Source organism: Micromonospora sp. RP3T (assembly GCF_003027925.1).
Lineage (GTDB): Bacteria > Actinomycetota > Actinomycetes > Mycobacteriales > Micromonosporaceae > Micromonospora.
In genome coordinates this window covers 24587-50191 of the sequence record NZ_PYPS01000003.1, presented here as the reverse complement: position 1 = coordinate 50191, position 25605 = coordinate 24587, and the positions used below count along the sequence as shown (strand labels likewise).

Annotated in this window: 18 protein-coding genes and 1 pseudogene; 9 read left to right on the top strand and 10 right to left on the bottom strand. The window is 71.1% G+C overall.

What is annotated here, in order from left to right; genetic code table 11:
* Nucleotides 1-22: 22 nt before the first annotated feature.
* The 4 genes from C8054_RS03690 to C8054_RS03675 form a co-directional block, all read right to left on the bottom strand.
* Nucleotides 23-2473, bottom strand: coding sequence for a glycoside hydrolase family 31 protein (locus C8054_RS03690; protein WP_107155282.1), 2451 nt, complete (start codon nucleotides 2471-2473; stop codon nucleotides 23-25).
* A gap of 155 nt (nucleotides 2474-2628) precedes the next feature.
* Nucleotides 2629-3327 (bottom strand): GntR family transcriptional regulator, encoded by a 699-nt coding sequence (locus tag C8054_RS03685; RefSeq protein ID WP_107155281.1) that lies wholly within the window; start codon nucleotides 3325-3327, stop codon nucleotides 2629-2631.
* Between the two features lie 119 nt (nucleotides 3328-3446).
* A complete protein-coding gene (locus C8054_RS03680; protein ID WP_107155280.1) occupies nucleotides 3447-4682 on the bottom strand; it encodes a M20 family metallopeptidase in 1236 nt (411 codons plus the stop codon).
* Nucleotides 4682-6145 (bottom strand): gamma-glutamyltransferase, encoded by a 1464-nt coding sequence (locus C8054_RS03675; protein ID WP_107155279.1) that lies wholly within the window; start codon nucleotides 6143-6145, stop codon nucleotides 4682-4684. Before C8054_RS03675 ends, C8054_RS03680 begins: the two co-directional genes overlap by 1 nt.
* Nucleotides 6146-6270: 125 nt before the next feature.
* Between C8054_RS03675 and C8054_RS03670 the strand changes: the two genes are divergently transcribed.
* From C8054_RS03670 to C8054_RS03635, 8 genes are all read left to right on the top strand, one after another.
* On the top strand, nucleotides 6271-6705 hold the full coding sequence (locus C8054_RS03670; RefSeq protein ID WP_107155278.1) for a heme-binding protein: 435 nt from the start codon (nucleotides 6271-6273) through the stop codon (nucleotides 6703-6705).
* Nucleotides 6702-7448, top strand: coding sequence for an SDR family NAD(P)-dependent oxidoreductase (locus C8054_RS03665; protein WP_107155277.1), 747 nt, complete (start codon nucleotides 6702-6704; stop codon nucleotides 7446-7448). Before C8054_RS03670 ends, C8054_RS03665 begins: the two co-directional genes overlap by 4 nt.
* A 14-nt stretch (nucleotides 7449-7462) precedes the next feature.
* The gene (locus C8054_RS03660; protein WP_107155276.1) at nucleotides 7463-8659 is read left to right on the top strand and encodes a diaminopropionate ammonia-lyase; all 1197 of its coding nucleotides are present in this window, start codon (nucleotides 7463-7465) and stop codon (nucleotides 8657-8659) included.
* The gene (locus tag C8054_RS03655) at nucleotides 8656-9486 is read left to right on the top strand and encodes a sulfite exporter TauE/SafE family protein (protein ID WP_107155275.1); all 831 of its coding nucleotides are present in this window, start codon (nucleotides 8656-8658) and stop codon (nucleotides 9484-9486) included. Before C8054_RS03660 ends, C8054_RS03655 begins: the two co-directional genes overlap by 4 nt.
* A gap of 90 nt (nucleotides 9487-9576) precedes the next feature.
* Nucleotides 9577-10425 (top strand): N-acyl homoserine lactonase family protein, encoded by an 849-nt coding sequence (locus C8054_RS03650; protein ID WP_107155274.1) that lies wholly within the window; start codon nucleotides 9577-9579, stop codon nucleotides 10423-10425.
* Nucleotides 10422-11231 carry an SDR family NAD(P)-dependent oxidoreductase gene (locus C8054_RS03645; RefSeq protein ID WP_107155273.1) on the top strand — a complete coding sequence of 270 codons (810 nt, stop codon included), beginning with the start codon at nucleotides 10422-10424 and terminating at the stop codon, nucleotides 11229-11231. The genes C8054_RS03650 and C8054_RS03645 overlap by 4 nt, the downstream gene beginning before the upstream one ends.
* 37 nt (nucleotides 11232-11268) lie before the next feature.
* Nucleotides 11269-12231 carry an alpha/beta hydrolase gene (locus C8054_RS03640; protein WP_158273797.1) on the top strand — a complete coding sequence of 321 codons (963 nt, stop codon included), beginning with the start codon at nucleotides 11269-11271 and terminating at the stop codon, nucleotides 12229-12231.
* Nucleotides 12225-13712, top strand: a complete 1488-nt coding sequence (locus C8054_RS03635; RefSeq protein ID WP_158273796.1) for an NAD(P)/FAD-dependent oxidoreductase — start codon at nucleotides 12225-12227, stop codon at nucleotides 13710-13712. Before C8054_RS03640 ends, C8054_RS03635 begins: the two co-directional genes overlap by 7 nt.
* Nucleotides 13713-13841: 129 nt before the next feature.
* Here C8054_RS03635 and C8054_RS03630 read toward each other — a convergent pair whose 3' ends face one another.
* Entirely contained in the window at nucleotides 13842-14756 is a 915-nt protein-coding gene (locus C8054_RS03630) for an SDR family oxidoreductase (protein WP_107155270.1), read from the bottom strand.
* Nucleotides 14757-14812: 56 nt separating this feature from the next.
* Between C8054_RS03630 and C8054_RS03625 the strand changes: the two genes are divergently transcribed.
* A complete protein-coding gene (locus C8054_RS03625) occupies nucleotides 14813-15151 on the top strand; it encodes a helix-turn-helix domain-containing protein (RefSeq protein WP_107155269.1) in 339 nt (112 codons plus the stop codon).
* Between the two features lie 557 nt (nucleotides 15152-15708).
* On the opposite strand, the pseudogene C8054_RS03615 reads toward C8054_RS03625, so the two are convergent.
* The 5 genes and pseudogenes from C8054_RS03615 to C8054_RS31650 all read right to left on the bottom strand — a co-directional run.
* Nucleotides 15709-16192: pseudogene (locus C8054_RS03615) on the bottom strand (transposase family protein); the annotation flags it as partial.
* A gap of 51 nt (nucleotides 16193-16243) precedes the next feature.
* On the bottom strand, nucleotides 16244-16687 hold the full coding sequence (locus tag C8054_RS03610; protein ID WP_146179850.1) for a hypothetical protein: 444 nt from the start codon (nucleotides 16685-16687) through the stop codon (nucleotides 16244-16246).
* 99 nt (nucleotides 16688-16786) lie between these two features.
* Nucleotides 16787-17188: a hypothetical protein gene (locus C8054_RS03605; protein ID WP_146179849.1), complete on the bottom strand. Its 402-nt coding sequence runs from the start codon at nucleotides 17186-17188 to the stop codon at nucleotides 16787-16789.
* Between the two features lie 146 nt (nucleotides 17189-17334).
* On the bottom strand, nucleotides 17335-23613 hold the full coding sequence (locus tag C8054_RS33165) for an RHS repeat domain-containing protein (RefSeq protein ID WP_146179848.1): 6279 nt from the start codon (nucleotides 23611-23613) through the stop codon (nucleotides 17335-17337).
* Nucleotides 23614-25039: 1426 nt separating this feature from the next.
* Entirely contained in the window at nucleotides 25040-25603 is a 564-nt protein-coding gene (locus tag C8054_RS31650; protein WP_146179847.1) for a hypothetical protein, read from the bottom strand.
* Nucleotides 25604-25605: the final 2 nt, after the last annotated feature.

The following is a 25605-nucleotide window of genomic DNA, read 5'->3' as shown; positions in this document are numbered from 1 at the left end:
TTCTACAGTGATCCGGGCCACGTCAATGACCTGGCTGAATCGTGATGTCGGTGAAATCTCCGGCCGCCACCACCAGACCACCGGGCACCCGGTCCACCGGCAGCTCCTCGTCACCGGCGACCGCCCGGGGCGCGGGACCGAGCCCGACCGCGAGCAGGACGACCTCCAGACGCACCGGCGCGCCCGCGCGGCGCAGCCGGACCACGCCGTCCCCCACCGACCAGCGCAGCTCCACCGACGAGCCGTCGGAGAGCCGGACCTCGTACTCGCCGTCCCGCTCGACCGCGGCGAGGACCACCGTCAGCCGGTCCGTCGGCACCGCCCCGACGTGCTGGGCGGCCGGGGCGAGCGGCAGCGCCGTACCGCCGCGCAGGAACAGCGGAATCCGCTCCAGCGGAGCGTCGGCCACCACCCACCGCTCCCCCTCGTGGCGCTGCCCGGTCCACCAGTCGATCCAACAGCCGGCCGGCAGGTAGACCCGGCGCGACACCGCCCCCGACTCCAGCACCGGCGCCACCAGCAGCCGGTCGCCGAGGAGGTAGGCGTCGTCCACCCGGTGCGCCACCGGGTCGTCGGGCCACTCCACGACCAGCGCCCGCACCATCGGCAGGCTGGTGCGCCCGCACCGCTCGGCCTCGGTCCACAGGTACGGCAGCAGCCGGTACCGCAGCTCCAGCAGGTCCCGGACGATCTCCTCGGCGCGCTCGCCGAACTCCCACGGCTCCCGGGGTGGCACGCCGTGCGCCCGGGCGTGCGAGGAGAAGAGCCCGAGCTGGGCCCACCGGACGTAGAGCTCGGCGTCGGGCAGGCCGGAGAAACCCCCGATGTCGTGCGAGTAGAACGGGAAGCCGGAGAGCCCGATGGACAGCGCCGCCCGCAGCACGCAGGCCAGGTCCTCGAAGCGGGCCACCCCGTCGCCCGACCAGTGGATCGGGTAGCGCTGCGAACCGGCCCAGCCGGCCCGGGCCCAGAGCACCGCCTCGCCCCGCGCGCGCTCGGTCGCCTCCCACACCGCCTTCTGGTAGAGCAGCGGGTAGAGGTTGTGCATGGCCGCGCTGGGCACCGAGGCGTAGACCGCGTCCGGCGGCGCGCCCTCCCCGTAGTCCACCTTGATCGCCGCGACGCCGAGGTCGAACAGGGCGGCGAGTTTCTCCTGGTACCAGCGCACGGCCTCGGGGTTGGAGAAGTCGACGAAGCCGGCGTCCTCGCCGTAGCCGCCCGGGTAGGTGAAGGTGTGCCCGCTGGGCCGGCGGGCCAGATAGCCGCCGGCCACCCCCTCGTCGAACAGCGGGGAGGCCACGTTGTAGTTGGGCCACTGCCACAGCGACACCCGGAAACCCAGCTCCGCGAGGCGGGCGCACATGCCCGCCGGGTCCGGGAACCGCTCGGCGGAGAAGGTCAGGTCACAGGTGTAGTCCCGGGCGAACCAGCCGGTGTCGATGTGCAGCACGTCGCAGGGGATCCGGTGCGCGCGCAGGTCGGCCGCGACCCGCTCCACCTCGTCCTGGCTGGAGTAGCTGATCCGGGACATCCAGAGGCCGAACGTCCACCGGGGCGGCACCGCCGGGCGCCCGGTGAGGGCCGTGTAACGGGGCAGGATCTCCTTGGGGCCGTGGCCGGCGATGACGAAGAGGTCCAGACTGTCGGTCTCCTCGACGGTGACCGACAGCGCCGAGTGCTCCAGGTCGCCGACGTGGTAGCCGGTGGCGTTCGCGGTGTGCACGAACATGCCGTAGCCGCGGCTGCTCAGGTGCCACGGCACCTGCTTGTACGCGGCCGGGCTGGCGTTGGAGAACGCCTCCTGCAGCCACATCCGCTGGAAGGTCCCGGCCTTGTCCAGCCGCCCGAAGCTCTCGCCGAACCCGTAGATGTGCTCGTCGTGGCGCAGCGAGAAGGAGCCGAAGGCGGCCCGCCGGTGCCCGCCGACCGTGCTGCCGAGCGGGTAGGCGTAGCGGTGCAGGAAGATCCAGCGTTGTTCCGCCGGGTTCCACTGCCGCTCGGGTCGACGGAACGAGGGCAGGTCGACCGGCGTGGTCGCCCAGAGCACCCGCCCCGACCAGTCGCGCAGCACCAGCCGCCACGGCTCGGCCACGATCTCCAGCTCCACCTCGGCGGTGCGGGCCAGGTGGCCGTGCGCGGTGCGGAGCAGCTCGACCTCGACGTCCGGGTCGGGGGCACCGACCAGCATCTCCCCCGGGGTGTCCGCCGCTTCGCCGGTCGGTTGGTATCGCATCCGCATGACGCCCGGCTGCCAGAAGTCGAGCCGGACGGTGACGTCCCGCCCGGCCGCGGGTGCGCCGAAGACGGTTTCCACGACGGTGCCGTAGTAGTCCTGCGGCATCGGCTCGTAGCGGTCGGTGCCGCAGGTGAGGACGAGGGAGGCGCCGTCGCGACGCACCCCGTGCACCCGCGCGACGATCTCCACGGGCAGTGATTCACCCAGGAAGGGTGCGAGTTCGTAGGTGCGTGGCATGCTGCCTCCGCCGGGCCGGTCCGCGCGACTCGCGGAGTTGGATAAGATATACACGACTCCCGCGTGGTCGGCCAGAGCCCGGAAGGCTACCCCGACACCGGCTCTCCGCCCAGCTCAGGGCAGCAGGCGACCCCGCGCCGGGATGCCCGCCGCGATCAGGCCGGCTCGGTGTGGGCGAGCAGGCGGGCGACGGCTTCGCCGGTCTCCACGATGTGCCGCCGGGACTCGGCCGCAGCGCCCGCGACGTCCTGCGCGGCCACCAGCGCGGCCAGCTTCTCCTGCTTCGACGCCCAGTCACCGCCCAGGTCGGCGGCGACCATGGAGAAGTAGAACCGGGCCCGCTTCTCCAGCTCCGCCGAGACCCCGGCCATCACCTCGTTGTGGGCGGCCTGGCGCAACGCCGCGTAGAACTCCGAACTGAGCGCCAGGAGCCGGGTGGGTTCCTGGCCGCCGGCCGCCCGCCGTCCCTCCTCGATGACCCGGTCCAGGCGGGCGAGGTCGTCGGTGGACCGACGCTCGGCGGCCCAGCCGGCGATCGAGGACTCGATCACGGCCCGTGTCTCGAAGAGCTCCCGCAGCTCGCGCTCGGAGCGGTCCCGGACGTAGACGCCGTAGCGGGGACGGATGTCGACCCAGCCGGCCTCGTGCAGCGACCGCAGCGCCTCCCGGACCGGAATCCGGCTGACGCCGTACTGGGCGGCGAGTTTGTCCGCGTGCATCCGGGTGCCGGGGGCGAAGACGCCCTCGATGATGGCCTGCTCCAGCAGCTCGTGGATGCGGGCCGGCAGCGAGCCGCCGAAGCCGTCCGGCAACCCGTTCTCAGCGGCGCCGGTCCTCGGCTGCACTGCGGCCATGAGCTTCCCTCCGACGGACGAGCACGGCGAGCGACGGATCGACGCCTCCCGAACCACACGATAGTTGATATCTTATTCGGCAGCATCCCCCCGCGTACACCGGGTCGTGTTTCCGGCACTCAGCGCGCGGCCCCGCCCAGGAAGCGCAGCGCCGCCAGCGCGTACAGCGACACGCAACGCACCACCTCGTCCTCCTCGGCGTGGTCGTCGATCCCGGCCGACAGGGTGGGCTGCGGTCCGTAGCAGAGCGCTGGCACCCCTTCCCGACGCCACCGGCTCGCGTCGCTGGCCGGCAGCCGGATGGCGTACCGGGGCGCCCCGGCGCCGACCTCGTGCGAGGCGGCCCGCCAGGCGCGGACCAGGTCGGTGTCCGGCCCGGTCCAGTTCGCGTCCCAGCCCTTGAGCCGGCGCACCTCGACCGTCGGGATGTCGGCCACCGCGCGGCGGACCGCCTCCTCCGCCTCGGCCAGCCCGATCCCCGGCGGCAGCCGCAGGTCGACCTCGGCCCGGGCGGTGGTGGCGATCTGACCGACGAAGGTGCCGGCGGTCATGGTGCCGACGTTCGCGCTCAGCTCCAGACCGCTGTCCAGCCCGTCCGTGCCCGCCAGCCCGGCGAGTTCCGCCGGCAGCCGGCCCACCGACCCGGTGAGCGCGTCGATGCGCCGCACCGCCTCGGCCAGCCGGGCCGAGGCCGAGGCGCCGGCCCGGACCGCCGAGGAGTGCCCGGCCTCGCCGGTCGCGGTGACCGCCAGCCAGAGCACGCCCTTCTCCCCCAGCGCCAACCGCCGGAAGCCCGGCCCCTCCCCGCACAGCAGCCCGTCGGCGACCAGCTCGGGATGGGTACGCAGCAGGAACGCCGCCCCGTTGTCACCGAAGACGACCTCGTCGCTGACCGCCGTGAAGGTGACCCGCCCGGACCAGCGCGCCCGCTCCTCGGCCAGCAGCCGGACGGCGTGCACCATGGCGGCGACCGCACCCTTCATGTTGCCCATGCCGAGCCCGTACAGGCGGCCGTCCCGCCGGGTCAGCTCCCACACCGGCACGGACCAGGCCGACTCGTCGCCCGGCGGCATGGTGTCCAGGTGCACGTTGAGCACCAGGTGCCGGCCCGGGCGGCCGGAGTCGAGCTCGGCCAGCACCGACGGCATGGCGTCGACGCACCGCTCCAGCCGGGGCGTCAGCCCGGCCGCCCGCAGCGCCCCGGCGACCACCCCGGCGACCGCGCGGGTGTCCCCGGGCGGGTTGACGCTCGGCGCGGCGACCAGATCGGCGCAGAGGTCGACCAGCTCAGCGCGTCGCCGCTGCGCCCGGACGCGCAGCGCGGCAGCCTCGTCGGGACTCGGGAATCCTGTCATCACACCACTCCTGACCAGACGAGACGCCGCCAGTCGGCGGCCGCGAAGGGGCCGGTCGCGCCGGTGCCGGCGGCCACCGCGGCGCCGAACACCTCGTCACCGGCGGACACGTCCCGCACGACGTGTCCCCGGCCGGCCAACCCGGCCCGCCCGGGGTGGTCGTCCTCGACCAGCAGTTCGCCGCCCTGACTGCGCCACCGGGGCGCGGCCACGGCCGAGGCGAGGTCGGCGCCGGCGTACCGCATCCGGGCCAGGATCTGCAGCAGCGTCTGCACCTGCCCGTCGGCGCCCGGGGTGGCCAGCGCGAGCGCCGCGCCGGGCAGCTCGACCACCGCCGGGGCGAGAGTGTGCACCGGCAACGCCCCGGGCGCGGCCGCGTTCGCGCCGCCGGTGAAGCCGCCGGCGCGGTTGTTGAGCACCAGCCCGGCCTCCGGGACGTACACCCCGGAGCCGAAGTCGTCGAAGACGCTGACCAGGGAGGAGACGACCTGGCCGGCGGCGTCGGCGGTGGCCACCCCGGCGGTGTGCAGGTAGGCCCGGGGCCCGCCCAGCCGGCGGGCCCGCTGCCGGTCCACGCTCAGCGGCTCGGCCAGCAGCGCCGCGCCGCGGGCGCAGTCGTCGCGGTGCCGGAAGGCCGCCTCGGTCACCTCGACCAGCAGGTGGTCCAGGTCCTCGCCGGGCGCGGGCGGGTGCCGGTGCAGCCAGCGGGCTGCCATCGCCAGCAGGACGCCCTGGGACGAGGGGGGCTGCACGTGCAGCCGGCCGCCGGCCCAGTCCACGGCCACCGCCGGGCCGACGGCGGTCTGGTGCCCGGCCAGGTCGGCCTCGCTCAGCTCGCCGCCGTACCGCCGGGCGGCGGCCACGACGGCGGCGGCGGTCGGCCCGGCGTGCAACGCCTCCCGGCCCCGGTCGGCGACGTCGCACAGCAGGGCCGCCAGTTCCGGTTGCCGCCACCGGTCGCCGGCGGCGAGGTCGAGCAACGGCCAGCCGGCCGCCCCGCCCCGCTCCAGGCGGTGCCGGTGCGTCGCGACCGCCCGGGCCAGTGCGGCGTCGACCGGCACCCCGTGCTCGGCGAGTTCCACGGCCGGACGCAGCACCCGGGACAGCGGCAGCCGGCCCCAGCGCCGATGCGCCCGCGCCCAGCCGTCGACCAGGCCGGGCACGGTCACCGACGCCCCGCCGTCCGCGCCGGCGCGCCGCAGGGCGCGGGGGGCCCGGCCGGCGCCGTTGACCGCGACGACCACGCCGTCTGGCTGCCGGACCAGCGCCATGAGGTCACCGCCGAGACCGCCGGCCTGCGGCATCAGCACGCAGATCACGGCCTGGGCGGCGACCGCGGCGTCGAGGGCCGAGCCGCCGTCGGCGAGCGCCCCGGTGCCGGCGGAGACCGCGAGCGGGTGGGCCGCGCTCACCGCGCCCCGCGCCCCGGTGACGACCCGGCTGTGCGCCTGTCCTGCCGTCATCGACCGCCTCCTTCGGGAGATGAACCGGGGTCGGCTCTTGACCCCGACCGTATTATGTATGAAGTATAAGGAATATCAAGGCCGCATGATCCGCCGCTCGACCGCACCGACCCCTGGAGCTGACCGTGACCCTCATCCAGCAACCCGACATGTCCTGCGAGCTGGCCCGCCGGCTCGTCGACGAGGTGCACGCCGAAGCCACCCGGCAGGGCGTCCGGCTGGCCGCCGCCGTGGTCGACCGGGGCGGCAACCTGGTCGCCGCGGCCCGAATGGACGGTGCCCAGCTCGGCGCCGTCTCCCTCGGCCTCGACAAGGCCTTCACCGCGGCCAGCTTCGGGCACCCCACCTCCGCGTGGATCGCCAGCTCCGCCCCGGGCGGCAGCGACTGGGGCCTCGCCGGCACCCTCGGCGGGCGCGCGGTCGTGTTCCCCGGCGGCGTCCCCCTCTACGTCGACGGTCAGCTCGTCGGCGGGCTCGGGGTCAGCGGCGCCGCCTCCACCGTCGACGAGGCCTGCGCGGAGAAGGCCGCCGGCAACTGCGCGCTGGAGACCCGACCGTGAGCGTGGTGCTCGTCGCCGGTGGCGCCACCGGGATCGGCGCCGCCGCGCTGCGGGCCTGGCGGGACCGCGGCCACACCGTCCTGCTCGCCGACCGCGACGCCGACCGCGGCCGGGCGCTGGTGGCCGAGGACCGGCCCGGGCCGGCCGCGTTCCACGAATGCGACCTGGGCACCGTCGACGGCCCCGCCGAGGCGGTGGCCGCCGCCGCCGACCTCGGGGACGGGAAGCTCGACGTGGTGTTCTACAACGCCGCCGTGCTCGAGGCGTACCCGCTGTCGCGCTGGACCAGCCGGGACTGGGACCGGGCCAGCGCGGTCAACCTGCGCGGACCCTTCCTCACCGTGCAGGCAGCCGAGCCCCACCTGCGGCGCTCCCCCGCCGGGCGGGTGGTGGTCACCTCCTCCACCGGGGCGCTGCGCGGCCACGCCGGCATGCCCGCCTACCACGCCACCAAGGCTGGGCTGCTCGGGTTGGTCCGGGCCCTCGCCGACGAGCTGGGGCCCGCCGGGGTCACCGTCAACGCCCTCTGCCCCGGCTGGGTGGACACCCCGTTCAACGACGGGTTCTGGGCGCACCAGAGCGACCCCGACGCGGCCCTCGCCGCGCTCACCGCCAGCATCCCGCTGCGCCGCCAAGCCCTCCCCGAGGACCTGGTCGGCACCATCCTCTTCCTGTCCTCCCCCGCCTCCGCGTACCTGACCGGCCAGGCGCTGGTGGTCGACGGCGGCTACACCGCGGTCTGAGAGGCGACCCACCGATGCGCTACGACCTGCACGTCAACCCGGCGACCGGGCCGCTCCCGGCACTGCCCACCGGCACGTCCCCGGACCACGCCGGTCCCGGCGCCTTCCACCGCAGCCTGCCCGGCTACCACCCCACCCCGCTGCGCGAGAGCGCCGAGCTGGCCCGGCTCCTGGGCGTGCGAACCGTGCTGGTCAAGGACGAGGCGGTCCGGCTGGGGCTGCCCTCCTTCAAGATCCTCGGCGCCTCCTGGGCCACCGTCACCGCGGTGCTGCGGCACTGGGTCACCGCGCCGGTCACCCCGCTCACCCTCGACCGGGTCGCCGCCGCGATCCCCCGCCCCCGGACCCGCCGGCTGGTCGCGGCCACCGACGGCAACCACGGGCGCGGCGTGGCCCGGATGGCCCGCCTGCTCGGCGTCGCCGCCACCATCCTGGTGCCCGCCGGCACCGCCGAGGCCCGCACCGCCGCCATCGCCGGCGAGGGCGCCGAGGTGGTGGTCGTCGACGGCAGCTACGACGACGCGATCGCCGCGTCGGCCGCTCTCGCCGGACCCGACACCCTGGTCGTCTCCGACACCTCCTGGCCCGGGTACGAACACACCCCGGCCGCCGTGATCGCCGGCTACGCGACCCTCTTCGCCGAGATCGACGCCGAGACCGCCCGACGTGGGCTCCCCGCCCCCACGGTGGTGGCCCTGCAGGCCGGCGTCGGAGCGTTCGCCGCCGCCGGCGTACGCCACTTCCGCGCCCCGGACCGGCCCGGCCCTCCGCCGCGCACCGTCGTGGTGGAACCCACCAGCGCGAACTGCCTGATGGCCTCGGCCCGCGCCGGCCGGCTGGCCGAGGTCCCCGGCCCGCACCGCTCCACCATGGCCGGCCTCAACTGCGGCCTGCCCTCGGTGCTGGCCTGGCCGACGGTCCGGGCCGGCACCGACGTCTTCCTGGCCGTCGACGACGACGCCGCGCACCGGGCGATGGCGGAACTCGCCCGCGCCTCGGTGGTCGCCGGCGAGTCAGGCGCGGCCGGGCTCGGCGGGCTCCTCGCGGTCGCCCTGACCGGCGACCCGGCCGACCGGGCCCGCGCCGGCCTCACCCCCGAGGCCTGCGTCCTGGTGGTCAACACCGAAGGCGCCACCGACCCGGTGAACTACCACCGCGTCGTCGGCCACCACGCCGCCACCGCCGACGACGTCCCGGCGGGTGTGGCGTGACCGCGCCGGCCGCCACCCGCGCCCCGGCCGTCCGACCCGCGCCGCCGCTGTGGAAGCTCGCCCTCATCGGCCTGGTCGCCGGGCTGCTCTCCGGCGCCTTCGGCGTCGGCGGCGGGGTGCTCATCGTCCCGGCGATCGTGCTCCTGCTCGGCTTCGACCAGCGGCTGGCACACGGCACCTCCCTCGCCGCCGTGGTGCCGATCTCCGTCTCCGGCGTGGTCGGCTACCTCCTCTTCGACGCCGTGGACCTACCGGTGGCCGGGCTGCTCGTCGCGGGCGCGGCCGGCGGCGCTGTCGTCGGCGCCCGACTGCTCGCCCGGATCCCGCAGCCGCCGCTGAGGTGGCTGTTCATCGGCTTCATGCTGCTCGCCGCGGCCCGGCTGGTGGTGGAGATCCCCGACCGGACGGCGACCCTCGACCTCACCGTCGGGGTGGCGCTCGCCCTGGTGGCCCTCGGCGTGGTCACCGGCGTGCTCTCCGGCCTGCTCGGCGTCGGCGGTGGGATCTTCATGGTCCCCGTCATGATCCTGTTCCTGGAGATGAGCGACGTGGTGGCCAAGGGCACCTCACTGCTCGCCGTCATCCCCACCGGCATCCTCGCCACCTGGACGAACCACCGTCGCGGCAACGCCGACCTGCGCGCCGCCGCCACCATGGGGCTGGCCGGGACGGCCACCTCGATCCTGGGCGCGGCGGTGGCCGTCTGGCTGCCACCGCGTACGGCCGCGGTGCTCTTCGCCGCCTTCCTCACCCTGGTCGCGCTCCGGATGGCCCTCCACGCCGTCGCCCAACGCCGTGCCGCGCGGCGGGAGCAGGCCGATGGCTGACCGCGCCCGCCGCCACCCCGCCTACGCTTGCCGGATGAATTCCCTGGTCAGCGAGCCGCAGCGACAGTCGCGCAGAGATCGGCGACCGAGATGAGCGCGGACCGGCTCTACCTGCTCCAGTACGGCGCGGAGCGGGTCAGCAAGGCGCTGTCCCTGCGCGGCGGCCCGGTCGAGCGGCTCTACTGGGAGCCGTTCGTCGGAGTGCTGGTCCGCAGCGGCGACGAGTGGATCCTCTTCGACACCGGGATGTCCCGGGCCGCGCTGGACTCCCCCGCCGTGCAGGCCGCCTACGCCGCCGCGGACACCGGTGACGACGACGCACGCTGGCACCTGACCCCCACCCCGCCGGCCGACCGCCGCTGGACGTGGGGGCTCGACGGGGATCCGCTGGCCGCGGCGCTGGCCACCGTCGGGCTGACCCCGGGTGAGCTGTCCCGGGCGGTCGTGAGCCACCTGCACGTCGACCACTCCGGCGGCATCCCCACCCTGGCCGGGCACGGGGTGCCGGTCGCCCTGCACCGCGATGAGCTGGCGTTCGTCCGCAGCGGCGCGGTCGGCGTGGACGCCGGTTTCCACCCGCCGGACTGGTCCCACCCGGACACCCGCTGGGAACTGCTCGACCGCGACACCGACCTGGCCCCCGGCGTGCGCGTGCTCAGCACCCCCGGGCACACCCCCGGCCACCTGTCGCTCCGCGTCGACCTGCCCGAGACCGGCACCTGGATCTTCGCCGCCGACGCCGCCGACCTGGGCCAGAACTTCCTCGACCGCACCCCCTGCGGCTCCTGCGCCGCCGAGCGCCCCGGCGACGAGGAGCTGGCCGAACGCTCCCTGCACCGGCTGCTGCGCGAGGCGGCCGACTCCGACGCCCGCATCGTCCCCGGGCACGACCAGATCGTGCTCAACGCCGTCCGCCACCCCCCTGGAGGCCACCGATGACCGTCCCCCACCCCGCCGGCGGCGCGCTGCTCGCCGGCCGCCGCGCCGTCGTCACCGGCGCGGTCGGCGCGATCGGCCGCAGCATCGCCGACCGGTTCGCCGCGCACGGCGCCGCGGTGGTCGTCGCCGACCTCGACGGCGCGGCCTGCACGGAGGTCGCCGCCTCGATCGCCGCCCGCCACGGCGTGCCCAGCCACGGCGTCGACGTCGACGTCACCGACCCGGACAGCGTCCGCCGGTGCGCCGCCCGGACCGCCGAGTCGATCGGCGAGTGCGACCTGCTCGTGGTCAACGCCGGTGTGCTGGTGCTCAAGTCGGTGCTGGAGATCAGCCAGGCGGAGTGGCGTCGGGTGATCGAGGTGAACCTGACCGGGGCGTTCCACACCGCGTCGGTCTTCGCCGGGCGGATGGCCGCCGCCGGCGCACCCGCCGGGATCATCTTCTCCTCGTCGCTGTTCGGCGTGCGCGGCGGCGCCGGCAACGCCGCCTACTCGGCGTCGAAGTTCGGGCTGCTCGGGTTGGCCGAGAGCATGGCCGCCGACCTGGCCCCGCACGGCATCCGGGTCAACTCGGTCTGCCCCGGCCAGGTCGGCTCGCCGATGATGGAGGAGCTGTTCCGGCGCCGGGCCGACGACAACGGCACCGACGCGGCGGCCGAACGGGCCGCGTTCACCCGCCGGATCCCGCTGGGCCACCTGGCCGACACCGACGAGATCGCCGACACCTACGTCTATCTCGCCAGCGACCTGAGCCGCTACCTGACCGGACAGCGGCTGATCGTGGATGGCGGCTGGCAGGTCGGCTGACCACCCCGTTCCGCACCCATCCCTGCCGAGGAGCGCCATGACCGCCCCCGTCGAACCCCCGTCGACCCCACCCGACCCGCTGCACCCCGACGCACGGCGCCTGATGTCGGCCCTGCTCGCCGAGCGGGCGGCTCCGCTGCGGCACACCGGGGTCGCGGCGGCCCGGGCCCGCGCCGCCACCCTCGGCCGGGTCGACGACGAGGTGCTCGCCGGCACCGTGCAGCGCCAGGTGTCCCTCTCCGGCGGGGCCCCGGCCCTGCTGACCGGTCCCGCCGGTCGGGGCGGCGCCGGCGTGCTGCTGCACCTGCACGGCGGCGGCTGGTGTCTCGGCTCGCCCGGGGAGTCCGCCCCGCTGCAACGACTGCTGGCGCACCGCTCGGGCCTGGACGTGCTGGCCGTGGCGTACCCGCTCGCGCCGGAGGCGCCCTACCCGGCCGCCGTGCGGGCGTGCGACGACCTGCTCGACCGGGTGTACGCGGAGGTCGCCGGCGAGCGGCCGGTGCTGCTGAGCGGGGACAGCGCCGGTGGGAACCTGGCGATCGTCACCGCCCTGCGGCACGCCCGCCGGGGCGGCCCGCCGCTCGCCGGCCTGGCCCTGCTCTACCCGGTCACCGACCACGACCTGGACCGACCGTCGTACCGGCGGTTCGGCACCGACGACTACTGGGTGACCACCGACGACATGCGCTTCTTCTGGGAGCAGTACGTCCCCGACGAACCGCGCCGCGCCGACCCGGACGCCGCGCCCCTGCGCGCCCCGGACCTCGCCCTGCTCCCGCCGACCCTGCTCGACCTGGCCGGCTGCGACGTCCTGCGCGACGAGGGCCTGCTCTTCGCCGACCGACTGCGCGCCGCCGGCGTGCCGGTCACCTGCCGCGTGCACGACGGCCAGGTGCACGGCTTCGCCACCAACGTCGGTGTCCCCTCCACCGACGCCGTGATCACCCGTCTCGCGCACGACCTGCGCGAGCTCGTCCGAGCCTGGAGACCGACGTGCTGACATCCCCCTCACGCCCGGCTGAGCTGCGGGTCGCCGTGATCGGCGCGGGATTCGGCGGCATCGCCGCCGCGATCGAACTGCGCCGGCGCGGCTTCTCCGACGTCACCATCTTCGAACGCTCCGACGGCCCCGGCGGCACCTGGTGGGACAACCGGTACCCGGGCGCCGAGACCGACGCCGCCTCCCACCTGTACAGCTACTCCTTCGCGCCCTACGACTGGAGCCGCACCCACGTGCGGCAGGCCGAACTCCAGCGCTACCTGGAGCACGTCGTCGACCGGTTCGGCCTGCGACCGCTGATCCGGTTCGGCACGGCGGTGCAGAACCTCACCTGGGACGCGGAACGCGCGCAGTGGCGGCTGCGCACCGCCGACGGAACGGAGCGGGACTTCCACGTGGTGGTGTCGGCGTTGGGCATGTTCGGCAAGCCGCGCTGGCCGGACTGGCCGGGGCTGGCGGAGTTCCAGGGACCGGTGCTGCACACCGCGGTCTGGGACGACCGGCACGACCTGACCGGCCGGAACGTCGCGGTGGTCGGCACCGGCTCCAGCGCCTCCCAGGTGGTGCCCACCCTGGCGCCCAGCGTGGCCCGGCTGACCCTGTTCCAGCGGCAGCCCGGCTGGTTGCTGCCCAAGAGCGACCGGGACTTCACCGCCCGGGAACGCCGGCTCTACCGCAGTCACACCCTGCAACGACTCAACCGGTTGCGGCTCTACCTGCTCCAGGAGCGCCGCGAGTGGCGCGGCGCGCTCTTCCGGCCCGGACACCGGATCAACACCCGGGCCCGGGAGCGGGCCCTGGCGTACCTGGAAAAGGTGTTCGCGGGCCGCCCGGACCTGAAGGCGGCCCTGACCCCGGACTATCCCTTCGCCGGCAAGCGCGCGGTCGTCAGCAGCGAGTTCTATCCGGCCCTGCTGCGCGACAACGTCACCGTGGTGCCGCGGGCCGTGCTGAGCTGCACCCCGGACGGCCTCGTCGACACCGCCGGGGTCCGGCACCGGTTCGACGCGATCGTGCTGGCCACCGGTTTCGAGGCGACCGAGTACCTGTCCAGCGTCGAGGTCGTCGGCCGCGACGGGCGCACACTGCGCGAGACGTGGGCCGGCGAGCCGCACGCCTACCTGGGCATGATGACCCCCAACTTCCCGAACTTCTTCATGCTGTACGGCCCGAACACCAACGGCGGCCTGATCGTCACCAACCTGGAACGCCAGTCCCGCTTCATCAGCCGGGAGCTGAGCCGGCTGGTGCGCACCCGGCGGCCGTCCGTGGAGGTGAGCGAGGCCGCGAACCAGCGGTACAACGACTGGCTGCAACGGAAGATCAACGCCACCGCGTTCGTGCAGGGCAACAACTACTTCGCGGTCAAGTCGGGGCGGGTGGTCACCCAGTGGCCGGACAACGCCACCGTCTACGGGGCCCTGCTGGTGGCGCTGCGCTGGTGGGGGCGCTGGCGGGTGCCGCAGCAGCACCGGTCCTGACGTCCCGCCGACCCGGACGGCCGGCCGTCACCTGCGGGTGGGGCCGGCCGTTCCGGTCGCCGGCGGTCAGCCCGGCAGCGCAGGCGCGAGCCGACGCCAACCGCCCCCGGGACCCGGCGGTGGCCACGATCAGTCGCCGGTGGCGACCGGCGCGGGCCAGGACTGCCGGCTCGCCCACTCGCGCAGGGTGGTGCGCCCGGTGGTGACCGCGCCGGGGTCCGGGGCGGGCCGGGCCGGCGCTCCGGACGGCGGGGCGTAGAAACCGGCGATGCCCGCCGCCGCCTCCGCGCCGATGTGCGGGGCGAGCATGCGCTCGTACTCGTGGGTCCCGATGGTCCGCCACCGCACCGGCCGGTCGAGGGCGGCCGCCAGTTCGGCCGCCGCCGCGTCGCCGGTGAGGGGCTGCGGACCCGCGATCACCCGCCGCGCCGGCGGGGCCGGCGCGGTGAGGCTCTCGGCGATGACCTCGGCGAGGTCGTCCAGGGCGACCCAGGGCATCGGGACCTCGGCGGGCAGCGGATAGACCAGTTCCCCTGCGACCACCCGCGGCGCGGACCAGGCCGCCGACAGGTTCTCCAGGTAACCCCCGGCGGGCCCGACGACGGCAGCGACGGGAACGACGTCGCCGAGCCGGGCGGCGAGGACCGCGCGGGCGTCGAGGTAGGGCACCCCGACCGGGCCCGGCAGCAACGGGCCGCCCGCGTTGAACACGGCGCGCGGCACTCCGGCGCCGCCCAGCGCGGCGAGCACCGCCTCCGCCTGCGGCACGGCCCGCTGCGGGGCGAAGACCAGCGGCAGGTGGACGACGACGGCGTCCGCGCCGGTGTAGGCCCGCCGCAACGAGTCCGGGTCGAGCAGGTCGGCCGCCACCGGCTCGACGTCGGCGGGGAACACGGCGGCGAGCCGCTGCGGGTCGCGGACGGCGGCGCGGACCCGATGCCCGGCGGCGACGAGCCGGCGTACGACGGGGGCGCCCTGGGTGCCGGTGGCGCCGTGCACCACCACGGTGAGCGGGCCGGCGGTGTCGTTCTCGCGTGAAGTCATGCGCGAACGTTAGATCCGCGTTGGCACCAGTACCCAGAACCGCGCATAGTATCCGTATGGAAACCAAGGCCCGAACAGCGGATCTGTCGACGGTGCCGGCGATCGGCTGTGGTGTGGAACGCACCCTGCGGGTCCTCGACGGCAAGTGGACCACCCTGATCGTGCGCGAGCTGCTCACCGGGCCGAAGCGCTTCGGGGAACTGCGCACCGCGCTGGGCGGACCGAGCGCCAAGACCATCACCGACCGGCTGCGCGTCCTCGAACACCAGGGCATCCTCACCCGGACCGTCCACGCGGAGGTGCCGCCGCGCGTGGTCTACGCCCTGACCGACCGGGGCCGCAGCCTGCGCAGCGTGCTGGACGCCATGCTGGTGTGGGGCGAGCGACAGGGCTGAGGGGCGACGCCGCCCCGCCCGGAGCGTCCATGGTCCGCCAGTCGGGGGATGCTCCTCCAGCGCTGCGGCGATGGCGGCGGGAACACGCCACGGTCCTCGTTCGGTCGTCGACGCGATACCTACCGTGATGGCCCTGGGGATCACCGACCTGCTCCCGGGCCACACGACGTCGTCACCGGCGGCGGCAGTGGCATCGGTAACGGCATCGCCCGGCTCTTCGCCGAGCAGGGAGCGCGGGTCAGCGTCACGGAGGTGGTGGCCGCGCGGTGGCCGGATCAGCACTTTCGTCCTGCTGCACTTCACCCGCTTCCCGACCCCGCACGGCGACGTGACCGTGTCGCTGACCGCCGTCGAGACGGACCGCGCGTTGGACGGCTCACAGCTCGACGACAGCGGGGTCTCCATTCCTCCCGCATCGTGACCAGGCCCGCACGTCAGCCGCGTACGTCGCGCGCGGCGCTCAGCGGGCGAGCACGCCGAAGCCGATTCCATGGGGACATCAACCCGTCGTTGCACGACCTGCCGAAGTCGTCGCCTTCTGGTCGATGCTCCGAGGTGCGGTAGACGATGGTGTCGTTGCGGTTGCCGGGTTGCGGATCGCCGAGGGGAGACGCGAGGCGGGTGTGGGCGTCGATGGCGACCTGCAGATTCGTGGAGTAGCGGTAGTTCTTGCTCGGGGCGGCCAGGCGGTGATCCCGGGTCGGAATGAGGGTGCCGTCGACGATGGTGATCTGGTCGACCCGACGCTGGCGTCCCGGTGCCAGTACGAGCAGGGGGCCGACGGTGTCGATGACCCGATGGGCGGAGGAGTGCGACACCCGAACAGCGAACCGATCTGGCGCGTCGTCAGGTTGGTGCGCCAGTACGCGGCGACCAGCAGCACTCGATCGGCGAGGTCGAGAGACCACTGCCGGCCTGGCCGGTCGCCGGCGATCGACCGCCACGCTCGGCGACCAGCCGGACCAGCCTGCGGAACTGGGCGGGCTGCAGCCCGGTAAATGGAAAGACCCACTCCGGGCGGGCCGCTGAGATCACCTGCACGCCGACGTGATCCACGATGGACCGCCAACCGAGTTACGAGACGTCCCTTAGTTAGGCTAGCTCTGGCTGATGTCCTCGCTCGAACGCTCGTTGCTCTGCCTCTCGCACGAGATGTGTTGCCTTGACCTCATCGCGTTGCTGGAAGTCTGCCCACGCCATCAGCGTGAAGATCATTGCCGCCGTCTTGGTTCTCACCGACAGATCGTTGATCGCAGTGTCTTCGCCTAACATATGCCGGATCAAAGCCTCCGTTTCAAGGAAGGGAACATCCGAGCCGAAGCCACGGCGCATATCCGAAACGAAAATGCCGATCTCTTCGAGATCAACACCAGGCTTGAACATCTGGCCAACCGCAATCTCAAATGACGCAATCATGACGTGCGCCGATGCAAGAGAACCGAACTCGTTGAACTCTGCCGCGAGCCGATCGCTTTCCTGTTTGTGGCGAAGCATGCTTGCCAACAGAAAGCGGCCCATCAGCGTTCGGGGTCCCACCTCAAGACCTTCCGAGTCAGCCCTATTTCGATAACGATTACGCCGGCTCCGCGCCATGTCACTTACCAACCGATCCTTCCTTTTTCCTACGCAAGGACTCTAGGATGCATTGAGGGGCCGCCAGCGCATTGCATCCCCTTTCAAGAAATTCTCCAAGTCGAGCGTTGGCTCGCCGTCACTCTCCGACACGGACACCGCCCTGTCGGACAATTCATCTGCAGCGACCACGAGGTCGTCTAGCTGCTCTTCGGAAAGGCCGAGTTCATGCGCCAGCCAGAACAGCATCGAGTACATGATCAGGGCGGTTGCTTTCTCGTCGACCAGGTCGAGCAGGTACGCCTCTCCTAGGGTGCCACGGAGCACTGCTTCCGCCTCTCGAGCTGGAATCCGGTGCTCTGGCGGCGCTGCCGAGTTGTACCGGGCGACGCAGCGGGTGACCTCACGCCGGTCCTTAACAACTGAAAACCACCGATGCAAGGCGAGAGCGAAGGCGGCGGGCATCACCCCGAACCTCCCGCCCGCCTGCCTGTTCAGGACCAGGAGTCGACGCCACTCCCGCTCATCACCGCGCAACTCAGCTCGCAGGAGCTGCGCTTGGAGACTCCAGCCCACCCCGTCCGCGCGTCGGGAGTCTGTCGGGTGCGACGTCATCGTCTCAGTATGCCAATCATCCTGCGAACCACTGCGATCAAGGCGGCAGGACCGAGCAACCACTCGACACCGAAGGCCGGCCCACCAGCGTCAGGACTGTTCCACACCGGATAGTTTCTCGGCACCCTGCTGGAACTCGAGCTGATGGTCGCAGCTTCGCCCAGGGTCTTGCCATATGTGGCCATGTCGCCCATGTCCTGCAGCCCAGTTCCGAAACCCTCCGCTACGCGATCGGCGCGTTCCGTCCCCTCGCGGGCAGCCGCCTCCGCCTCAGGCCGTTGCCTGTCGCCATCCCGGTCCTTACCCGTACGGCCGGGAGGAGTCCCTTTGCCCCTAGATGACCCCTTGCCACCCTTTCCCTTGCTGGAGCCGCCCTTGCTTTTGCCGTTACTGGAGCCGCCCTTGCCCCTGCCCTTGTTGGAGCCGCCCTTACTCCGGCTATTCTTGGTGCCCTTGCTCGTGCCTCCACCCTTACGAGAGGTCTTACCCTTGCTATTGCCCTTCGGGCCATTATGGCCACCCGATGGCTTCCGCTTGGGGGTTGACTTCGAAAGACGGTTCTTGTTCGGGTTGGCGCGAATGTGATCCTTCATCGCCCGCATTTCGCGGGCTTCTTGACGAGGGTTCATACGCGGAGTCCTGCTATAGCGAGCAGCAGCTCGTGCGCTGGTGGCGCCACCGTTGGGCCCGCGATAGGTCGGGGTGCTGGCACCTCCACGGCCTCCGCCGCCGACGGAGCCGCCTCCTCCGACATCCCGAGCAGTCCTCATCAACCCGTCCGGGTCTGAGTAGGTGATGGGGCTGTTGTTGCTGTAGGCGTACCCGTGAAGAGTCTGCGGATCGCCGTACTCGACAAGGGGATCGACCGAGAGAAATCGTCCCGTGGTCGGGTCGTACTCGCGCGCACCGAGATGGGTGTAACCGGTGGGGTCGCTGGTTCCCCCGACAAAGCCCTTGTTGTCCGGCCAAGTGCTGGGGGGCGCTCCGCGGTCCTCGCCGAACGGGGTGAGGCGTCGGCGCGTGACGGTGAGGGTGGAGCTGTCGATGGCGAGCTGATTGGTGCCGTGGTGGTTGGCGGCGGTCCAGGTGAGCCCGGCGGGGGTGCGGACGGCGTTGGGGTAGTAGCGGGTGCCGATGACCTGCCCGGTGTTGTGGTTGAGGCGGTATTCGGTGTCGTCGAGGTAGAGGGTCTTGTCTGCACCCGGGTTGTCAGCGATCAGTCGGTTGCCGTCGGCGTCGTAGAGATAGGTGTGGTTGACAGCACCGTCGGTAAGGTGGGTGAGGCTCCCTTCGGCATCGAAGGTGAGTGTCTGGTTGGGCTTACCGGTGGAGATGCGGGTCTTGAGGTAGCCGCCATTGTCGTACGTGTAGGTCGTCGTCGGTCCACCGCCATTGGTGGTGATGCTGTCCAAGCCGTGGGGGCGGCTGCTTGCCGGTGTGGGGTAGCTGTAGGTGCGGGTGGTGTCACCGCTGGCGGTGTGGCGGGTGTCGGTGGTGCGGTTTCCGGTCTTGTCGTAGGTGTAGCTGTGCCAGTAGGAGTCGGCGCCGCCGACGATGGCTTGGCCCGGGACGTTTTGGCAGGCGATTGCCGTGGTGGTCCAGGCTTCGGTGAGGCGTTGGAGGTAGTCGTAGCCGAAGCACTGATTGGCTACGACAGAGCCGGCGTTGGTCTCAGCGATGCTGGTGATGTTTCCGCCGGGATCGTAGGCGTATTGCTCGGTGAGTTTCTCGTCCCAGTTGCCGGGCGTGGTCTGGTTCTCGGTCTCGGCTAGCAGAGCGTTGAGTCGACCGGTGGCATCGTCAATGGTGCTGGTGAAGCGGGCGCGTTTGGCACCGGAACCGAGGAGTTGTTGTTTGACAGCGCCGTGCCAGTAGTACTGGGCGCTGGCGAGGTATGTGGCCAGTCCGGTGACGCTGGTGAGGTAGCCCTGGTCGGTGTAGGTGTTACTGACGGTCTCAGCTGGCAGGCCGCCCTTGGCGGGCAGATCGGTGCTGGCCAGTGATCCGTCGGTGTGGTAGCTGAAGCCGGTGGTGTATGTCCCGGCGAGGTTTCCCTGACTGGCGGGGACGACGGTGCTTTGACCGGTGGGCTGGTAGAGATCGCTGTAGCCGGTGAACTGCTGGATGTACGCACCGGATGTGTCATGGCGGGTAGCTGAGGTGAGGTATCCCTTGGCGAGGGTGTCGTAGGTCCAGCTGGCGCGGAGGTTGCCGGTGGCGGTGTCGTCGCGTAGCTCCGTGGGGCGGCCGAGTGCGTCGTAGGCGCGGTAGAGGACGTCGCCGCGGCCGTCGGTGGTGGTGGTGAGTTGGTCGGCGTCGTCGTAGGTGTAGGACGAGTTGCCGGCGTCGGGGTCGGTGCTGGCCACGAGCCGGTCGAGCCGGTCGTAGGTATGGGTCCAGGTGTTGCCGACGGCGTCGGTGATGGAGGTGAGCCGGTCGAGGCGGTCGTAGCCGTAGCTGGTTTCGTCGAAGGCGCCGGTGGGGGTGGCGCCCTGGTATTGGCGCTTGGCGGTGGTGTTGCCCTGGGCGTCCTTGATCAGGGTTACCGGGGTGCCACCGGATGGTGGGGTGACGGCCACGCTGTTGCCGTCGTAGGCGGCGAGTGTCTCCCACTTTTTGACGTTCTGCGCCCAGAGGGCATCGACGGTGGGGCGTTCGAGGCCGTCGTAGGTGTAGCGGCGTTGGGTGCTGACGTCGGTGTCGGCGAAGGTGTGCAGCGTGCCGGTGGGTGCGGAGGCGTTGTTGTAGAACGCCGACTCGGCCGCTTCGAGGCCACGCGTGTCGTAGCGGGTGTCGCTGATGACGCGTTTGCCGTCGGGCGCGGTGGTCTGGGTCTGCCGTGGGCGCAGGTGGCCGTCGTAGATTTCGTAGGAGCTGATCTGGTTGCCGTTGGGTCCGAGCGTCTTGGTCTGCACGGTGGTGGGTGCGGTCTTGGTGACGCTGTAGGCGTATTCGGTGTTCGGCGTCTGTGAGGTGGTGCGACCGGGCCGCCAGATTTTGGTGAGGCGTCCGAGGGGGTCGTACTTGGCGGTGGTGGTCTTGGTGTTCGCGTCGACCGACGAGGTGGGTTGTCCTCGAAGGTCGAGGGTGTCGGTGGTGGTGTGCCCGGCCGGGTTGGTTTCGGTCACGGCGGTCACCGGGCTGCCGGTGGCGGGCACGTAGTCGAAGGAGGTCGTGCGGTTGACGCCGTCCTTGCTGGTCTTCACCCGGCCGTGCGCGTCGTAGGTGGTGGTGTCGGTGGTGATCCAGTTCGGGGTGGTGCCGGTGTAGGTGGCCAGCTCGTCGACGCGGGTTTCCAGGCCCTTGGTGGGGGTGGCTCCGACTGTCGTGGTGCCGTCGTAGTAGGTGCGGGTTCCGGCGAGGATGTTCGCCGGGGCCGGGTTGGCGGTGCAGTCGGTGGTGGTTTCCTCAGCGGGCAGTTCGGTCAGCCAGAAGCCGGGCGTGACGTTGCGGGCGTAGGTGTAGGTGGTGCAGGTTTCGTCGCCCGTTGCTGAGGTGTCGCCGTTGTCGGTGGTGCTCAGGGTGGTGCCGTAGGTGGTGTCGAACTGGTGGAACACCTCCGAGCGGCGCCAGGTACTGGTGGCGGCGATCCACTCGTAGGTGTGGAAGACCCGCGGCTGGGCGTAGAACGCTTCGAAGGTGGTCGGCTGCGCGTATGCCGGCAGTTCGACGCGCTTGGCGGTCAGGCCGCGCCACGGTCCGTAAATCTGCCGCAGCAAGGGCTGCCCGCCGGGGCTGGCGTAGTCGATGCGCTCACGCAGCATGCCGGCGTAGGCGTTGAAGTCGGTGACCGGGAAGTTGTCCGAGGCCAGAACGGTGGCTGCCCGGGTGTTCTCCCCGGCGTCCGTGCGGTCGCCGTACATGCCGCGGAAGTACACGTACATGGACTGAGAACGAGTTTCGGTGCTGGCGCCCTTGGTCACGGTGACGATGGGCCAGCCCCGGAAGTCCGACCAGCTGCGCTTCTCCAACGGTGAGGCCCAGGCGTTGTCGTTGTGATGCCACAGCACAGTGGTCGCCGATCCCACAGTCACCGAGCCGACGGTCGCGGTGGTGGCGTAGGCATAGGAGGTGGTGACGTTCGGTGATCCGCCGACGTTGTCCCGCTCGGTCACCTCTTTGACGCGGTACTTGTTCCACCACGACCAGCCACCGACGTTGTCCGGCGGGCTGTAGTACTGCGGGAAGCACCGCTTGGTGTTCTGAGCCGGGTCCGCGGGCAGGGCAGTGATCGTGCAGTCGGAACCCTCGTAGGTCACGAGGATTTCGCCGCCGGTCTCGTCGCCGACCGCGGTGACCCGGTACTTGTTCGTGGCTGGGGCTCCGGCAGCGACGTTGAAGTCGGTGCGGTTGGCATACCGGGTACCACCGAACGTGACATCCGGCAGCGTCTCAGTGGCAGTGCCGTCCCCGCCGGTGCGGCGGATCCGCGCCAGCCACAGCGCAGGCGAGGTCAACGCCGCGTCTTCGCCCGTGGCGGGAAACTGGTGCAGTAGCTCCCACTTGTCCACGTCGACGTAGCTGGTGCCGCGTCGGACCTGCGCGGTGATGAACTGCAGCCGTCGGGCGGTCCAGAACGTCGGGCCGGAGACGGTGCACGGGGCGGTGGAACAGGTGAGGTCCCACGGGGTCTCCGGCCAGTTCGCGACCGTGGGGCTCGCCTCGGTGCCGCAGGTTCCCAGGCAGCGCGGGGCGGTGGAGAACACGACCTGCATCGGTGCCGTCGTGGGTTGCGGGAAGCCGCGCGAGCCGTACTCGATCCGCGACAATGTCGCGGCCCGGTCATAGGTGGTCAAGGCGCTGGCGTTACCCGCGCGGGTGGTGCGGTTGTACTCCTTGGAGTAGAAGTACGACATGACGTTGCCGCTGGTGTCCTCAACCAGGTCGAGGTTCCACCGGTAGCCCATCCCGCACCATGAGCCGGCGAATCCGCCGGTCTTGTAGCAGGGGTCACTAGCGTGGTTGGAGAACACGGGCACGCCTTGAACGGAGAAGGTCTCCCGGCTGTCGATCCAGTTCGCGCCGAACGTGTAGCGGGTGCCGTCCGGGGTGGTCAGCCGCCACCGCTCGTTGTTCCAGTTCCGGGTGTCGCTGGTCCCCCCCGTCAAATACTCGATCTTGGAGCCGTCGTCGTCAGCCAACCGCCACTGCTGGGTCGTGTCGTCTCGGACCAGCTCGGTCGATTTGCCGTTCAACACCAGCGTCGCGTTGTAGTCACGCCAACACAGGTCACCCGTGGCGTTGGTATAGGCCGGGGAGTTCGCCAGGTCGTCCTTGCACGTCCGGTAGGACCGCTCGATGTAACCGGGGTGGTAGTCCCAGCCCTCACCGATCCACGACGTCTGCGTGTTCTCCCCGTTGGTCTGCCCATCGACCCGGCCCGAGGAGTAGTCCAGACCGATCTCCGGATCCAACCCGCCCGCCGACTCCGGTACCTCCATGTCGTACGACCAGAAGAAATCTCCCGCCTGGCTGCCAGCGGACCAGCTCGCCGAGGCGTTCAACGGCGTCTTCAAGAACGTGCCGGTCTGCCCTGCGGGTCCCGCCACCAGAGCGACCATCGCTCCGTCCAACGGCTGAGCCTGCGGTGACTCCGGGGTCAGTGCGCTACGCGCCGGCACGTCAACCGCCGCCGACACCACCTGCGCCGCCCGATCGTGGCGCGTCGGCAACGGCGCCGCCTGCCGGCACGACAACTCACCGGCCGCACCCGTCGTACAGCCCTGCAACGACACCAGGCGTAAACCTCGTGAAGCCCACGCCGCGCCGAACAGCCCCGTCAACCCCGAGTAGTCGATCTCTACCCGGGCCCGACCGGTCACCGTGTCACGGGCTGCGACCCGCACCACCGCCGCCGCCCCCGCCTCACGCGCCTGCCCCTGATCGAAGACCTGCACGTGCACGCCGTCCGGAGCAGGCGCCGACCCATCCGCCATCACAGAAACCGGCAGGCCCCCAACCGCAGCCCGACGCTTGCCCGCAGCAGACGCCGCAGACGCAACCTCCAGGTCCGCCGAACCACCGGACGCGACACGCCCCGGCGACGGCTTCCACTGCTGCCTGGTGGACTGCGCCACCACCGGCTTGCGCGTAGCCACCCGTGAGACCGGAACCGAGCGATCCTTCGCCGCCGCACCGCCGCGAGAAGGCCCAGCGTAAGCCGGCACGAACGGCAACAGCGTCACCGCCAACAACACCGACACGGCCAACGCGCCCCGACGCAGCAACCACCGGGTTGCCGCAATAACCCGCGACGAACGAACCTCTTGGTCCACGACCGCCCCCGTCCCCACACGATCAAGAGGAGCGAAACGTAGCCACCCCACCAACCGTCAGTCAATAGAAGATCACAGATGGTTAGCGCGAAAGCGAATCCATCCCTACTAAACGGACTCCTACGGCACGTAGCGTGGTGCGTGCGCAAAGCAGCAGGCCACCTCCTGACACCTACGGACGAGCGCAGGAAGCCGCGCCGACTCTGACCTGCGAGAACATGAACTTGCAGGTCGTGGTGCGTGCAGTTGAGTGCCGTTCGATGCCGTTGGGCGGTGTTCAACTCCGTTCAGCGCACCCGCCTGCTCCCATACCGCCCGCCCCCCCAATCTCGGGCTTCGGGACCGGCGGTAGCTGATCGGCGGCGCGCTCTCGTCCGCCCCGCCTCTGGGACATCCGCGGCCTACCAGCCTTCCGCCATCCATGAGTTGACGACTACGCGCAGACCTGCCGCCCCGGTGTCCTGGTGATCATGTCGTCGTAGCGGCGGGCCGCGACCACATGACCTACAAGAGCGGCACAGGAAAGCACGCCCCTTCTGTCCGAAATCGCCTGCCGTTTAGTGATCCAGCAGCGACTAGGCCATGCCCATGCAACGCGCCTACCAGCCGGTGTACAGAGAGACAGCCCAAATGCGCTCGCCGAACTACCCGAGTCAAGGGTTCCAGCAGCGCCTTGAACGGCGTCGGATTGCGCCAGGCCAATGAAAAGAGGGCTCCCACAAGTCACTGACCTGCGGAAACCCTCTTACTGTCGGGACGGCCGGATTCGAACCGACGACCCCTTGTAACGGAAAGTAGCCGGAGTGAGCTTGTCACTGCTTGCCTGAGGTGGTGGTTGAGCTGCAAGAACGTCGCTAAGGCCTCACGGGCTCTTGTCACTCTTCGCCAACATTTGGCTTGGGTTTTCGGGGGGTAAACGGGGGGGCCATGGTTGAACGTTCGCCACGTCTGACCGTCTATCCACCGGTCCTGCCAGCTCTATAGATCCTGTACCGACCGGACTTGCGGCAGCCCGTCCTCGGTCAGCACGATCGTCACCGGGACCTCACGCGGTGGCGGCCTGTCTGTGGTCTCGCGCAACCCGCGGTGCGCGGGATTCGCAGGATGGCTGCAAGCGGGTCCGGGCACCCGACGAGGGCAAATTTCAGCTGCTGGACCTCGGCGGCGTCGACCGGCCACGACCAGTCCACGTCCCACGGCTCCTCCCAGGGCGGGTGGAAGCAATCGTGATCAAAGAGCACCAGAAGTCCAGCACCACACCCCGGCAGGCCACCACGCTGCTCCAACGGTAGTTGACCTCGTGTCCGCCATCGGCGACTACACCCACGTCGAAACCAACGAGCCCGACCAAATCCGGATTCGCCGCCGATCCCAAGATTCGCCACCCGGATTACACGTTTAAGGCTGCATGACGGAGCACTAGCGATTACAGATCGTAAGGCTGAAACCGAATCGGTAAAAGATCTTCAAAGTAGTCGAGGGAAGCGATCTCGCTACTTCCATTCAGGACCGATAACAGCAAGTCAACCATCCCGCCACCGTAAAGTTCCCAGGTTTCGGTCCGGACATCGACCACTGCACATTTCCAACTATCGCTATTCCCTAGGCCCAACTGCCAACAAAGCTCATATTCGCCATTCACCGTTCCCCACGGGAGCAGCTCACCAACGCCCAATCCGAACCTGTAGGGAGCATCGAGTGCATTCGCCGCTTCGTTCCTACGGAGCACCTGCTCACGGTAGGCTACAGGATCATTGTTGAATTGAGGTTCACACGGATGAAAGACTGCAATAAGCTCAAAAACTCCGGGCGGAAAGATCTCGGCGTACTTTCGGAAATCGCCTGGTAGCCGGAGCCCGAAAGCGTGATCGAAACTTTCCCAGTCGATTTGGCAGCCGGATACACCTTCCCATCCGGCTAGGCGAGCGAGCTCACGCGCAGCAGCCTCGCTCGCGGAAGGAGGCCCGGTTGGATCGTGATCGGGTTCCACAC

What these genes read in the sequence shown, in the direction of transcription:
- C8054_RS03690 (WP_107155282.1), bottom strand. Translation starts at nt 2,473, where the DNA reads ATGCCACGCACCTACGAACTCGCACCCTTCCTGGGTGAATCACTGCCC.
- C8054_RS03685 (WP_107155281.1), bottom strand. Translation starts at nt 3,327, where the DNA reads ATGGCCGCAGTGCAGCCGAGGACCGGCGCCGCTGAGAACGGGTTGCCG.
- C8054_RS03680 (WP_107155280.1), bottom strand. Translation starts at nt 4,682, where the DNA reads ATGACAGGATTCCCGAGTCCCGACGAGGCTGCCGCGCTGCGCGTCCGG.
- C8054_RS03675 (WP_107155279.1), bottom strand. Translation starts at nt 6,145, where the DNA reads ATGACGGCAGGACAGGCGCACAGCCGGGTCGTCACCGGGGCGCGGGGC.
- C8054_RS03660 (WP_107155276.1), top strand. Translation starts at nt 7,463, where the DNA reads ATGCGCTACGACCTGCACGTCAACCCGGCGACCGGGCCGCTCCCGGCA.
- C8054_RS03650 (WP_107155274.1), top strand. Translation starts at nt 9,577, where the DNA reads ATGAGCGCGGACCGGCTCTACCTGCTCCAGTACGGCGCGGAGCGGGTC.
- C8054_RS03645 (WP_107155273.1), top strand. Translation starts at nt 10,422, where the DNA reads ATGACCGTCCCCCACCCCGCCGGCGGCGCGCTGCTCGCCGGCCGCCGC.
- C8054_RS03640 (WP_158273797.1), top strand. Translation starts at nt 11,269, where the DNA reads ATGACCGCCCCCGTCGAACCCCCGTCGACCCCACCCGACCCGCTGCAC.
- C8054_RS03630 (WP_107155270.1), bottom strand. Translation starts at nt 14,756, where the DNA reads ATGACTTCACGCGAGAACGACACCGCCGGCCCGCTCACCGTGGTGGTG.
- C8054_RS03625 (WP_107155269.1), top strand. Translation starts at nt 14,813, where the DNA reads ATGGAAACCAAGGCCCGAACAGCGGATCTGTCGACGGTGCCGGCGATC.
- C8054_RS03605 (WP_146179849.1), bottom strand. Translation starts at nt 17,188, where the DNA reads ATGCCCGCCGCCTTCGCTCTCGCCTTGCATCGGTGGTTTTCAGTTGTT.